At 32.3% G+C, this 12,640-nt stretch carries 12 protein-coding genes and 1 riboswitch; of the genes, 2 read left to right on the top strand and 10 right to left on the bottom strand.

The annotated features are described in order from the left end of the window. Position 1: 1 nt before the first annotated feature. Complete coding sequence (locus FT986_RS03530; protein ID WP_147863860.1) at positions 2-499, bottom strand: hypothetical protein; 498 nt, start codon at positions 497-499, stop codon at positions 2-4. Between the two features lie 13 nt (positions 500-512). Further along, positions 513-989 carry a transcription elongation factor GreA gene (gene greA / locus FT986_RS03525; RefSeq protein WP_111539604.1) on the bottom strand — a complete coding sequence of 159 codons (477 nt, stop codon included), beginning with the start codon at positions 987-989 and terminating at the stop codon, positions 513-515. Between the two features lie 118 nt (positions 990-1,107). On the opposite strand from greA, the gene FT986_RS03520 reads away from it, so the two are divergent. Then, complete coding sequence (locus tag FT986_RS03520) at positions 1,108-1,548, top strand: hypothetical protein (protein ID WP_147863859.1); 441 nt, start codon at positions 1,108-1,110, stop codon at positions 1,546-1,548. A 65-nt stretch (positions 1,549-1,613) separates the two neighbouring features. On the opposite strand, the gene FT986_RS03515 is transcribed toward FT986_RS03520, so the two are convergent. Next, positions 1,614-2,093, bottom strand: coding sequence for a T9SS type A sorting domain-containing protein (locus FT986_RS03515; protein ID WP_147863858.1), 480 nt, complete (start codon positions 2,091-2,093; stop codon positions 1,614-1,616). A 318-nt stretch (positions 2,094-2,411) separates the two neighbouring features. Beyond that, a complete protein-coding gene (locus FT986_RS03510; protein ID WP_147863857.1) occupies positions 2,412-4,808 on the bottom strand; it encodes a TonB-dependent receptor in 2,397 nt (798 codons plus the stop codon). Positions 4,809-4,917: 109 nt separating this feature from the next. Beyond that, a riboswitch (TPP riboswitch) is annotated at positions 4,918-5,008 on the bottom strand. A gap of 74 nt (positions 5,009-5,082) precedes the next feature. Here FT986_RS03510 and FT986_RS03505 point away from each other — a divergent pair. After that, positions 5,083-7,503: a response regulator gene (locus tag FT986_RS03505; protein ID WP_147863856.1), complete on the top strand. Its 2,421-nt coding sequence runs from the start codon at positions 5,083-5,085 to the stop codon at positions 7,501-7,503. Here FT986_RS03505 and FT986_RS03500 read toward each other — a convergent pair. From FT986_RS03500 to pnuC, 6 genes are all read right to left on the bottom strand, one after another. Continuing rightward, positions 7,500-8,918: a sigma-54 dependent transcriptional regulator gene (locus FT986_RS03500; RefSeq protein ID WP_255505892.1), complete on the bottom strand. Its 1,419-nt coding sequence runs from the start codon at positions 8,916-8,918 to the stop codon at positions 7,500-7,502. The two genes, FT986_RS03505 and FT986_RS03500, sit on opposite strands and share 4 nt — an antisense overlap. A 69-nt stretch (positions 8,919-8,987) precedes the next feature. Continuing rightward, entirely contained in the window at positions 8,988-9,326 is a 339-nt protein-coding gene (locus tag FT986_RS03495; protein ID WP_147863855.1) for a hypothetical protein, read from the bottom strand. 46 nt (positions 9,327-9,372) lie between these two features. After that, the gene (locus FT986_RS03490) at positions 9,373-9,681 is read right to left on the bottom strand and encodes a hypothetical protein (RefSeq protein WP_147863854.1); all 309 of its coding nucleotides are present in this window, start codon (positions 9,679-9,681) and stop codon (positions 9,373-9,375) included. A 220-nt stretch (positions 9,682-9,901) separates the two neighbouring features. Continuing rightward, positions 9,902-10,306, bottom strand: coding sequence for an alternative ribosome rescue aminoacyl-tRNA hydrolase ArfB (gene arfB / locus FT986_RS03485; protein WP_147863853.1), 405 nt, complete (start codon positions 10,304-10,306; stop codon positions 9,902-9,904). A gap of 1 nt (position 10,307) precedes the next feature. Then, positions 10,308-11,816 (bottom strand): DUF4301 family protein, encoded by a 1,509-nt coding sequence (locus tag FT986_RS03480; protein WP_147863852.1) that lies wholly within the window; start codon positions 11,814-11,816, stop codon positions 10,308-10,310. A gap of 167 nt (positions 11,817-11,983) precedes the next feature. Next, positions 11,984-12,616: a nicotinamide riboside transporter PnuC gene (gene pnuC, locus FT986_RS03475; protein ID WP_147863851.1), complete on the bottom strand. Its 633-nt coding sequence runs from the start codon at positions 12,614-12,616 to the stop codon at positions 11,984-11,986. Positions 12,617-12,640: the final 24 nt, after the last annotated feature.

The raw sequence follows: 12,640 nt of genomic DNA, 5'->3' as shown, positions 1-12,640 counted from the left end.
TCTATTCTAAATTCTTCATGAAACTTCTTGTTTCAGTATTAAACAAAATTTCAATACTTGAATACAAAGACTCTCCGTTGGTAACAGATATAGTATCTATCCCTTCTTCAAAAACTCCCAAAGTTTTTCCGGTTTCATTATTCTCTTTTACTGTAACTTGAAAATTTGACAAATTAATATCCCCAGAAACTACTTCAAATTTGACACCTACAATATTATTTTCAATCTCAAAAAAAGTACCAGCTCCGATATTTGAATCTGATGCTATTCCGTCTTCTTCAACATCATGAGTTATGGTATTATCTTCCGCACTATTAATATCATCGTTTATAAAGCTTACTTCATAAACACCTTCAGTATTAGTTAACTTTGCTGTGTAATTTAAAACATACCCTACTGGGTAATCCTGTGCTTTATCATCATCAGAAGAACAGCTTAAAACTAAAAATAAGCTTAGTAAAAACAATGGTACTTTTAAAATTAATTTTTTATAGATCATTCATTAAAAATTTTTACACTCTAGAAATTTCAAGAATTTCAAAAGTCATGGTTCCGTTAGGCACTTGTATTTCGGCATTATCACCTACTTCTTTTCCTAATAAACCTTTACCAATAGGAGAATCTACAGAAATTTTACCCGACTTTAAATCGGCTTCACTTTGAGCTACCAATTTGTAAGTTACTTCCATACCATTGGTGGTATTTTTTATTTTTACCGTACTATGAATCAATACTTTTGAAGTATCTAATTGAGATTCATCAATAATTCTTGCATTAGAAACTACAGCTTCTAATTTAGATATTTTCATTTCTAGTAAACCTTGCGCTTCTTTAGCAGCATCATACTCGGCATTTTCACTCAAATCTCCCTTATCTCTAGCTTCGGCAATAGCCTGAGAAGCTTTAGGTCTTTCAATGTCTCTTAGCTGGTTTAATTCGTCTTTTAATTTTTTTAAACCCTCTGCAGTATAATAAGATACTTTACTCATAACTTCATCGTTTATATAACAAAAAGAATCCCACTCGCATGGGATTCCGATACAAACAAAGATAATAAATTTTAACAAGCTTAGCAATTATATTAAATTGCAGCCAAAAATAATTCTCATGAAAAATTTCCTTATCGGAATGTTACTAATTACTGCAACTGTAGCTTGTAGCGACGATGATACTTTAAACAATAATCCTAACTTATTAGATGTAAATGTGAACTTTCAAATTGATCTAAGTTTACCACAATACAATAGTCTCAATTTCCCTTCTAGTCCTGTGTATGTTCCTAACTATGGAAATGGCGGAGTCGTAATTATGAAAAGTGGAACCGACGCGTTTGTAGCTTATGATGCTGCTGATCCTAACCACCCTAGAAAAAATGAATGTGTAGTTATGGAAGTTGACGGTGTACAACTTTACTGTTCTTGTGAGGGAAATACATACGATTTATTTACTGGTGGAGTAGTTGAAGGAGAGGAAGAGGATTTAGAGTATCCTCTATTTAGATACCGTGTGGTCAGTAGCGGTAACGGATTATTAAATGTGAGAAATTAAAATATATTCCTTCTTTAAATTTTAAAAACCCTTGAAATTATCTTTTCAGGGGTTTTGTTTTGTTTTTAGCGTTTTATCAACTTAAGAATACTCTTACTTCGTCTACCCTCAACTTCTACAAAATAGATACCAGAGTTGAAATGAGAAATATCGTAATTAGATTTGGCTTCTTTATATTTTAAAATCTCTTTTCCGTTAACGGAAAAAACACGAACTGATTTTATTTCTTCTTTACACTCTAATTGAAAATTACTGCTTACAGGGTTAGGGTAGAGATTCACCTCTAGTTTCTCCTTCTTAGACACCGCAAGTTGTTGATTACGGTAGACAGCTTGATCTCCATTGCCATTTGTTATTGTCAATTCTATATAATTAGAAAAAGTACTAAATACGTAGATATAGGGATTAAAGCCAGGCAAACCTAAGTTTGTAAAATCATCCATAAATATTTCTTCAAAATCTATAGCATAAACTGGTACTCCTCCACAATCTAGAGGACAACTCGTATTATTAATATTAAAACTTTGATTTTGATTATAGACCAAATCAGTATCTAACGGGTAACATGGAGCATCAAATAAACAATAAGGGTAACTATTGTCAAAAGTTACTGTATAAAAATTTTGATAATCAGTAGGAGGTAAAATATCATTTCCGCTAATAACTAATTTTTCTAAATACTAAGTGTAATCTTGTAGCGGAGCTACTTGCGTAAAACTCTTAAAGCTGAACAATAAAAAAAGTATAAAAGTAATTTTCCTCATAATTATCTGGTGGTGTTAGTTTTATAAATATAAGTATAAAAAAAACGGCTTAGAAAAATCTAAACCGTTTTTTAAATTTATAAGGAAATTTTAAAGTATTTAGAATTTTAAAGTAATGCCAGCTAAAAAGTTGATAGTAGCTTGTGGATAGTAACCTGCTCCTTCTATAGTGGTTACTGTACCCGGATTTGAAAAATCGTCATCATAAGAAAAGTAGTATCCGTTAGATACATATTCTACATCAAATATATTGTTGATTAATCCTGTAAAAACAACTTCTTTAAATAAAGGTGCTTTTTTCCAAACGTACTGCACATTAAAATCATTAATAAAATAGCTTTCTAATAAAGAAGCTCTCGATTCTATATTACTCATATATTGCTCCCCAACAAATTTGCTTAGCCAATTTAGTTGTAAACCGTTTATGGGAGAATAACTTATTCTATTACCTGCTACTACTTCTGGAGAGAAAGAAATATCGGTATCACCAAAATCTTGTAACTCGCCATCAAATTGAGTATTGAAATCTCTGTTTTTATTTCGGCTTAAAGCCACATTAGGATGGATGCTCAATTTTTCTAACAATTGTACTGAAGCTTCTACCTCTATTCCTAAACGGTAACTATCTCCGCTATTTTCACGTACTGCTGCTCCTTCATCATCAATTTCTCCAGTTAAAACCAATTGATTTTTATAGTTCATAAAGTACAAATTAGCATTCACCTGAAACTTCTCTCTCTTTAAACGGTAACCTAATTCATAATCGGTTAGTTTTTCTTCTTCAGGTTGATCGGCACCATTAAAAAGAGCGTTTTCATAATCTGTTCTTGTAGGTTCGCGATGCGCAACAGCTACAGAAGCATAAAGTTGACTAGCGGTAGTTAGCTTATAATTTAATCCTACTTTAGGGTTGAAAAAAGTAAAGCTATCATCTACAGGAAGTTCAACTCCTTCTTCTAATGGTCCTTCTGTAGTATAGTTTATGGTTCTTAATTGTAAATCTCCAAAGGCTTTTAAATTTTCTATCACAGCAACTGTAGCTTTCCCATAGATATTAAAATCTGTTTTTTCGGCTACATTAAAATAGTAATCTTCATAAGGATCATTGTTTTGTGCAAAACGTGTATAAATAACTTCTCCAAAGTGATCGCCTTCGTACTTGTTAATTCCTCCTCCAAGAATAAATTCCATCTTTTCATCTTGGTAAGTTCCATTAAAGGTAACTCCGTAGAAATGATTATCCAACCAACTTCTATTTACCAAATCTGATGTGGTTATATCTTCTCCATTTGCTGTAAAATCGGATAAACCGTATTCTCCCAATACTGCATCTTCTTGGTATTCCTCGTAATAACCTCTACCATAAGTATAATGCAAACCTACATTTGAAGACCAATTTCTATCGTATTTTTGATCCCATAGCAATTGATAATGGTCTTGTTGGTAGTTATCGGTTTGATTATCGTAATATTTTACGTTTCCGTTTTCGTCGGTATATTCCCCTGCAGGGTTATATTTTCTATCTTCTTTTAATTGATCTCCATCAATCCCATACCAAGCTTGGTAGGTTCTTTCCTTTCCACCAAAAGCAAGTGCTTTTACCAAAGTGTTATTATTTACATAAGCTCCTTGTAAAAAGTAAGATTTTAGCTCAGACTCTGCACGATCTATATAACCATCACTTTTAATTAAAGAAGCTCTTCCTGCAAACTCCCAATGATTATTAAATAAACCCGTACTAAATTTAGCGGTATGTTTATGAGTATTATAAGAACCGTAACTATTAGAAACTTCCGCGTAAGCTTCTTCACTATAACGATCTGTCAAAATATTAAGACTTGCTCCAAAAGCACCAGCTCCGTTGGTCGAAGTTCCCACTCCTCGCTGTAACTGAATATTTTCTACAGAGGATGCAATATCGCCTAAATTTACCCAAAAAGATCCCTGACTTTCGGCATCGTTATAAGGAATACCATTAATGGTTACATTGGTTCTAGTTGCATCGCTTCCGCGGACACGCAAACCGGTGTAACCAACTCCGTTACCTGCATCTGTCGTAGTCACCACCGATGGTAAATAATTCATCAAAACAGGAATATCCTGACCTAAATTACGTTCTTCAATCTCTTTATTGCTTAAATTGCTAAACGTAATAGGAGAATCTGCATCTACTCTAATGGAGGATAAAAAAACTTCTTCTAAAGCCTCTTCGCTCTTGTCTAAAGTAACGTCTAAAGTTTGGTTAGAAGTAAGATTAACTTCTATAGTTTTTATGTTTCCATACGTAAAGCTAATTTCATAATTTCCTTCTTGTAAAGTGAGTTGATACTCTCCATACAAATTGGTTACAGTACCTTGACCAGTACCTACAACCTGGACATTTACATTGGGTAAAACTTCACCCTCTCGGCTTACTTTTCCCTTTAATTGATAGGATTGCTGAGCAAAACTTTGAAGACCAAGCAACAAAGCTGCCACAAATAATACATTTTTCATTCGTAATGTTTTTTTACGAATAAAAGGGGCGATTATTCTTTGGTTTTAAATTAAATAAAAAATCCTGAAGACTACGATAGTCGTTCAGGAGCGCATACAACAAAAGCCGCTAGCAAGCTTTTGCATTTCCCTTGGCAGCATTACCTGCCCAGGTTCATTGGGTATGATCTCAGCCTAAAAAGGCACCCCTTTGAGATTGGCTGCAAAACTAATGTTATTTTTTAATTTACCATAATTTTAAGTAGATTTTGAAGAAAGCATTTTACTTTTGAATATGGCAAAAAATACCAAACGTTCTATTACCTACAAAGTAGTGGTTGGCTACCTACTTCTTACCGCTTTTGCTGCAATTTCTATTTGGTTTATTTATAGCAAGGTAATCGGTTTAAATGGTGCCAATAAAATAAGTGACAATAATCAACAAAAATTGTTACTCATGAGTGAAGCCGTAACGAATGTATATTCGGCGGAAGCTATAAGTCGGGATATTATTCAAAATCAAAAACCAGAAAATTTACCTCAGTTTAATCAGCAGTTAGACACCATTTCTACTCTCATTGATAATTTAAAGCAAATTTATGAAGAGGAAGAAATTAAAAACGAATTAGACAGTCTTCAAAATTTATTGCTTTTAAAAGAGCAAAACTTGTTAGAGTTGTTAGAAGTAAGGAAAAATAACTCTAGTGAAAATTATTATGATAGGGTACTCAACAACCTTCAAAAAGTAAATTATTTATTTGAGGAAGATAATTATAACGAACTTCTTAAAGATTACAATCCAGAGGCTCGCCAAGCACTAGTAAAGTGGTTAGAATATGCAGATAAAGACAATGCAGAAACGCTTACGCAACAATCGGCAGATTCATTAATTAGCACCGTAAAAAACGTACTCAGCGAACTAGAAGTAGAAGAAAGAAAGTATCAACAAGAAGTGATTGAGAAGGAAAATGAACTTCTTAAAAATGACCAAGAACTCTCCTCTCAATTAAGAAAAATAAGATCTGAAATTGAACGAGAACAAATTCAAAAATCGGTACAGCAGGTAAATGATTCTAGAGAAGTTATAGAAGAAACCTCTACCATAATTGCAGCTTTGGGAATTGCTTGTGTGCTCACTATTTTACTTTTTGTAATTCTCATTATAAAAGACACCAACAGCAGCCAACGCTATAAAGAAGAGCTAGAGAAGAGTAACGCTTACGCGGAATTTCTACTTAAAAGGAGAAAACAAATCATGGCAGCTGTAACACACGACTTACGATCTCCCTTAAACACGATTATGGGTTATACAGACTTGCTAAAGAAAACATCCCTATCTGAAAAACAGCAATATCATCTAGATCATTTAAAAAAATCATCTACCTACATTTTACATTTGGTAAATGACTTGTTAGATCTCTCTAAGCTAGAAGCAGGTAAAATGCATATTGAAAAACTTCCCTTTCAGCCAAAAAACCTAATTGAAGACAGTATTCAAGCCACGATTCCTGCCAGTTTAAAGAAAGACCTTGTAATTCACACCACTTTAGATGAAAGCATAGAAGCCACTTTTTTAAGCGATCCTTTTAGAATACAACAAGTACTTACCAACTTGTTAGGTAATGCTTATAAATTCACAGAGAAAGGCTCTATTCATATTAAAGCATCATTAGAATCTACAACACGTAAAATAAAACAACTAAAAATAGAAATAAGTGACACGGGAATAGGTATCTCTAAAGCACAGCAAAAAGATATCTTTGAAGAATTTTCTCAAGCAGATGCTCATATTGAAAAGCAATATGGAGGTTCTGGCTTAGGATTAGCTATCACAAAAAAGATTGTAGAATTACTAAAAGGAAATATTCATTTAGAAAGTGATCTTAACAAAGGAACTTCTTTTTTTATTAAAATTCCCGTAGAAACAACTTCCCAAACTACGAACATTAATGAAGAGATTTCAATCAAAAATGCTAAAGGAAAAACCATTTTAATTATAGACGATGAACCCTCTCAACAAACCCTTACTAAAGAAGTAATATCTCAATGTGGTTTTAAGGTTCTCACTGCGAATGATGGTCAGCAAGGTTTACAAATCATTAAAAAAGAAAAAATTGATTTGGTAATTACTGATATTCAAATGCCTAAAATGAATGGATTTGAACTGATTAGAAAAATTAGAGCCCTTCCAAAATTTAAAAAATTGCCAGTTATTTCTCTGTCTGGAAAAACCGATTTACCCGACGAGGTATACCTTCAAAAAGGGTTTACGACCAATTTTATAAAACCATTCAATACCAACGAGCTCTATTTAGAAATAGCTCATATTCTTGGTTTAGAAATTGTACGAGAACAACAAAGGAAAACTGTAAGAAGGACTTCAGAAAATTATGATACCTCAGAATTACTTCGGTTTACAGATGGAGATCAAGATTCTTTAAAAATAATTTTAAGCAGTTTTATAGAAAGTTCTCAAGAAAATTTAATAGCACTAGATTATGCTTCCGCGGAAGCGAATACTCAAAGAATTGCAGCAATCGCACATAAGGTTTTACCTATGTTAAGACAGTTGAAAGCCGAAAAAGTAGCTCAATTATTTGAAAAACTAGAGCACCAACAGAAATTTGGATTAAAATCTACAGAAGTTATAGAAACGGCAAGTGAAGCAAAAATTGCGTTAGAAAAACTATTGGAAGAGATTAAAAAGAAGGTTTAAAGCTTAATATTATACTGCTTTAATTTATTATAAAGTGTTTTACGATCTACATCTAAAATCCTAGCAGCTTTACTTTTATTCCCTCCAGCTTCTTCTAAGGCATCTAGAATAAATTGTTCCTCATTTTGATTTTTAAATAACTTATAAGAAGTTGTTGTTGAAGTATGATTAACAATGTTTTCTGGCAGGTCTTTCTTTTCTATAACTTTAGTCTCCGATAGTAATACCGAGCGTTTAACACTGTTTTGTAATTCACGAAGATTTCCTGGCCAATCATAATTTTTTAAAGCTTCTAAAGCTTCCTCTGAAAAGCCTACACTTTCTTTTTGCAACTGTCGGTTGGCTTTATCTAAAAAATAATTAGCAAATAACAGCAAGTCTTCTTTTCTATGTTTGAGTGCTGGCACCTGAATAGAAAACTCATTAAGGCGATGATAAAGATCTTGTCTAAAATCTCCTAGTTCTACAGCTTTTTTTAGGTCTTCATTCGTAGCGGCTATCACCCGAATATCAACTTCTATTTCTTTACTACTCCCTACCGGTTTTATTTTTCGCTCTTGTAAAGCTCGAAGTAATTGAACTTGCAAGTCATAACTTAAATTTCCTATTTCATCTAAAAAAAGTGTTCCGTTATTTGCTGCTTCAAAATGACCGATTTTATCATTAATTGCTCCTGTAAAAGAACCTTTAACGTGCCCAAAAAATTCACTTGATGCGATTTCTTTTGGAATAGCTCCACAGTCTACTGCAATAAAAACCTCATCTTTACGTCTGCTTTTTTCGTGTATATTTTTTGCTACGTATTCTTTTCCTGTTCCGCTTTCACCAATAATTAGAACCGACATATCTGTAGGTCCAACTAACTTAATATAATCATTCAGTTTTTTAGAGGCATCACTTACCCCTGCCACATAACTACTATTAACTTCTAACTCTTCTTTTGTTTCAGGAACTGGTTTTTCTTGATCTTCAATAGATTTTAATGAAACATTTTCTGATAAAGATCCAACCGCTTTCTGAATTAAATCAAGCATCTGCTCTGGATTAATAGGCTTAGAGATATAATCAAAAGCTCCCATTTTCATGACTTCTACAGCTTTACTAACCTCAGCATAGCCTGTCATTAGAATTACTTTGGTAGCTAATTGTAATTCTTTTACCGTTTCTAATAAGATTGTCCCTTCCTTTTCGGGCAACCTAACATCGGCTAGAATCACTTGAAAAGACTCAGAGTTTATTTTCTTTATTGCCTCTTCACTGCTAGAACTAGTCGTTACTTGGTAACCTTTTTTCTTTAAAAAGGTTTCTAGCATTTTACAAAATGCCAAATCATCTTCTACAATTAAAATATGATGCACAAAAGTATTTTTTACAAATTTATTAATAAGCTTTGTAGGGACGCTCAAATTTATCATAAAAAAAGGGCCTTTTTAAAAAGGCCCTTTTCTCATCTCAATCTAAATAAATTAACTGGGGGTAGTTAACTATTTTTTCATTTTACTCATCTTCGAGCTTGGCTTAATCCATTCACCTTTTGCGTTTGCGTAGACTGTTTTTGCCTCTGCTCCCTCAGATTCTAATACTAACTTAAACTCTTTTTTCTTGTTAATATATGCCTCAGCAATATTCGCTCCTTCAAAATCTTTTTGTACAGCAGCTTTTACTGTATCTGGCACGTTACTAGTTTCAATTTTTTGAAATCCCTCTTGTACCGCTACCTCTGTTTTCACTAGAGTTTTTTCTGCTTGAGTACTTTGTGCATTCGTGTTTGCTGTTGCAAAAATCATTGCTGCTGCGGCAGCTGTCATCATTAAATTTTTCATTTTCAATAGTTTTTTGTTGTTTAATTAAATTTTTGGTTGGTTAGTTTTATTCTATATTTAGTAGTCCTCTTTTTGCATTAGCAAATACAATTTTAGGAACTTCTGTTTCCTCTAATCTTAGTATTATTTTATATTCCATTTTATCATTTACATATGCTTCTTGTACTTCAGCTTTTGTAAAATCATTTTTTACATCTTTCTTTATAGTTTCAGGTAAACTAGTTGCATTTATTTTTTTGAACTCTTCTACGCTTTCTTCCGTTGAATTTGAATTTCCATCTGCTAAAGTCTGTGCTCCAGCAGTAGTAATTGTAAAAACTCCTGCTACTAAAACTTTAATCATAAATCTTTTCATCTTCTTCTGGCGTTTTTAATAATTCGTAATCAAATTCAATTAACCTAATAGAAATATTATGCCACCAAATGGTAAATAATGCTAAAAACCTTTGAATCCCCTTTAGACCGCTACACTTAAAAAGATTTCCCAGCTGTTTTAATGAAGAAATACGAGTGTAGAAAACAAAAAAATCCACAGGTTAACTGTAGATTTTTTACACACTTTTTAGAATAATAGTTTAAATTTTAGGCTTTTGCCTATTAGCCTTTTTTTGAGCTTGCTTCTTTTTTCCCTCCAATCTTCTCAATTTAGAAGCTCTACTTGGTTTAGTTTTTTTTCGTTTTCGCGGAATTATAAGACTCTTTTCAATTAATTTAAAAAATCTAGTAATCACCAATTCCTTATTTTTATGCTGACTTCTACTGTGATCTGATGAAAGTTGAAGAATCAAATCTTTTGTAAGCTTAGAAGAAAGTTTTTGCTGGAGTCTTTCTCTTTCTTCGGCAGTAAAAAGTTGAGTATTACCTAAGTCCCAACTCAAGACTACTTTAGTACTTGTTTTATTGGCATGTTGACCACCAGGACCTCCACTGAGTACTGCTTTAAAATCTGCTTCTTTTAAAAGTTTTTCTTTAGAAAACATATTAAGTATTGGGTTGATGTGAAGGCTTTAATAAATCAACTACAGATTTTACAGGATTAAATGTTACTAAAGGAACTTCTATGAAAATGGTATTCCAATTGGCCATAGCTCCATTCCATAAACCAGGAAGTTCTAAAGCTTTTAGAGTCTTTCCATTTTTAGATTTCTCTGATATAAATCCTTTAGCAGGGTCTACAAAGTCTAGTAAATTAAACTTCTCCCCTTTATAATTTTTAACTCCGCAAACTAAATCTACGGGATTAAAATGAGAAGATTTAGATACAATTTCTTTTTGATCTTCCTTACTCATATCAATTTGAGCACTTTCTACAATTTGCAAAGATGCTTTACCTTCTATGTCATTTACCCAAAAAGGACCTCCTCCAGGCGCTCCTTCATTTTTAACCATACCGCATACACGAATAGGCTTGTTTAATAACGCTTTAGCTTCCGTAAAGTCTTCAATTTTAGCAGTTTGATGAAAACAATGAGACAGCAACTTTTGAGCATCGTTAATAGCTTCAGGTTTTTCTTTATCTAGATTTTCTAAAGTTTCAAAAACTTTTTCTTGAATTTCTAGTAAACTTCCGCCAAGGGCTTTTTTGTAATCTACAATCTCATTTAAAAATTCGTGCACACAAACATTATCTATATTTTTTATAAAGATAATATCGGCATCTACATTATTTAAATTTTCAATCAAAGCCCCATGGCCGCCTGGTCTAAATAACAATTCACCATTTTTTTCCCTAAAAGGCTGATTATCGTTATCTACTGCCAGAGTATCGGTTGTAGCCAATTGAAATGAATAATCAACAACAAAAGAGCTGTCTTTATATTTTTCTTCTATCTGTGATTGTGTCCTCTTAAATTTCTCAATATGTTTTTCGGACACTGTAAAGTGCAATTGAGCTACATTTTTATCTTTAGCATAATTTACAGCTTCTAAGAAATGCATTTCAAAAGCGGTCAAAATCTCGTCCTTATAATTATGAAATGGGATTAATCCTTTAGGGTAATTGCCATAACCCAAACTTTCTTCACTTAAAAGGGCTTTTAAAAATGCAGTTTCAAAACCTTCTAAGGTCAAATTATTTTTAAAATACTGACTGTTTATCACTTCTTCATAAAATGGCAGGTTTTTTACTTGCTGAAAAAACTTTCTAAGCTCCTTTTTATCGGTTCTCTTTACAAAATCTTCTAGAGATTCCTCATCGTGATCAAATTGCTCTAAAAAGAAAAATAGATTTTTAAACATGCGAGTTGCAGCTCCACTTGCAGGAACAAATTTCAATTTCTTTGCAAAAGAATTTTCAAATTTCTCTATCCAGTTTTTTTTCTGATCTTTCTCGAGTTTAACAATACCATTATCTATACTTGCTGGTGCTATTAAATTTTCATAAGGGATTCCTTCTACAAATTGCTTTAATTGTAGTTCTAACTGTTCTTCATTTATCCCTTTTGCTTCTATCTGCAAAAAATCTTCTTTACTCCAACTAATATCTTTCATATTCCTCTGCTAAATTTTTCTTCTTATGAAATTTCTATCCGTTCCAATCTTTTATAGATTTTGTGATAAGGCACTTTTCTATAAAGACAAGCAAATATAAATTATTTTATGATTTTCAAGTATCGCGTTTAATCTAGGTTAAAAACCTTCTCTACTTTGAATATATTTTAAATGGTAACGACTTTTTTATATAAAAGTTTTTTCCAAGAATAGAACCCAATAATGGCAACAATAATTAAGAAAATATATAAAAATGCACTAAATGTTAGTCCCTTATAAAAGTAAAGCGGAACCGAAATAATATTTCCTATCATTAAGTAAATCCAATATTCAATTTTCTTTTTAGCCATAAGCCACATACCCGAAAAAAAGAAAGCCGTAGTAATAATATCTACGTAAGAAGACCATCCTTGCCATTTATTAAACAATTCATACACCAATGTAATAAAAAGCATGGTAGCTATAAAAATGATCGCTATAATCTTATTTTCTTTTTTAGTTACTGTAGTGACAGGAGTCACGTGTGTGCCATCTGTTTTTCTAGTCCAAATATACCACCCATACACACTCATAGTAAAATAGTACACATTTATAAGCATATCCCCCAATAATCCATATACATATAGAATGTAGACATATAACAAGGTACTTATGATCCCTGTTGGGTATACTAGAATTTTATTGTTTTTAGAATATAAAACACTTAGTACTCCAAAAAAAACTCCAAACAGTTCTAAAACGATGAGATGTATATCTATCCCTTCATATTGCGAAAAAAGCCAATCAAAAATGGTACTCATTAGTAGTTTTTAATATTTTTAATC

This window comes from Mesonia sp. K4-1, assembly GCF_008017825.1.
Taxonomy (GTDB): Bacteria; Bacteroidota; Bacteroidia; order Flavobacteriales; family Flavobacteriaceae; genus Mesonia.
This window is presented reverse-complemented; position numbering and strand designations above follow the sequence as displayed.

Coding starts and splice junctions, on each gene's coding strand:
- FT986_RS03530 (WP_147863860.1), bottom strand. CDS start 499: ATGATCTATAAAAAATTAATTTTAAAAGTACCATTGTTTTTACTAAGC.
- greA (WP_111539604.1), bottom strand. CDS start 989: ATGAGTAAAGTATCTTATTATACTGCAGAGGGTTTAAAAAAATTAAAA.
- FT986_RS03520 (WP_147863859.1), top strand. CDS start 1,108: ATGAAAAATTTCCTTATCGGAATGTTACTAATTACTGCAACTGTAGCT.
- FT986_RS03510 (WP_147863857.1), bottom strand. CDS start 4,808: ATGAAAAATGTATTATTTGTGGCAGCTTTGTTGCTTGGTCTTCAAAGT.
- FT986_RS03505 (WP_147863856.1), top strand. CDS start 5,083: ATGGCAAAAAATACCAAACGTTCTATTACCTACAAAGTAGTGGTTGGC.
- FT986_RS03500 (WP_255505892.1), bottom strand. CDS start 8,918: ATGATAAATTTGAGCGTCCCTACAAAGCTTATTAATAAATTTGTAAAA.
- FT986_RS03495 (WP_147863855.1), bottom strand. CDS start 9,326: ATGAAAAATTTAATGATGACAGCTGCCGCAGCAGCAATGATTTTTGCA.
- FT986_RS03490 (WP_147863854.1), bottom strand. CDS start 9,681: ATGAAAAGATTTATGATTAAAGTTTTAGTAGCAGGAGTTTTTACAATT.
- arfB (WP_147863853.1), bottom strand. CDS start 10,306: ATGTTTTCTAAAGAAAAACTTTTAAAAGAAGCAGATTTTAAAGCAGTA.
- FT986_RS03480 (WP_147863852.1), bottom strand. CDS start 11,816: ATGAAAGATATTAGTTGGAGTAAAGAAGATTTTTTGCAGATAGAAGCA.
- pnuC (WP_147863851.1), bottom strand. CDS start 12,616: ATGAGTACCATTTTTGATTGGCTTTTTTCGCAATATGAAGGGATAGAT.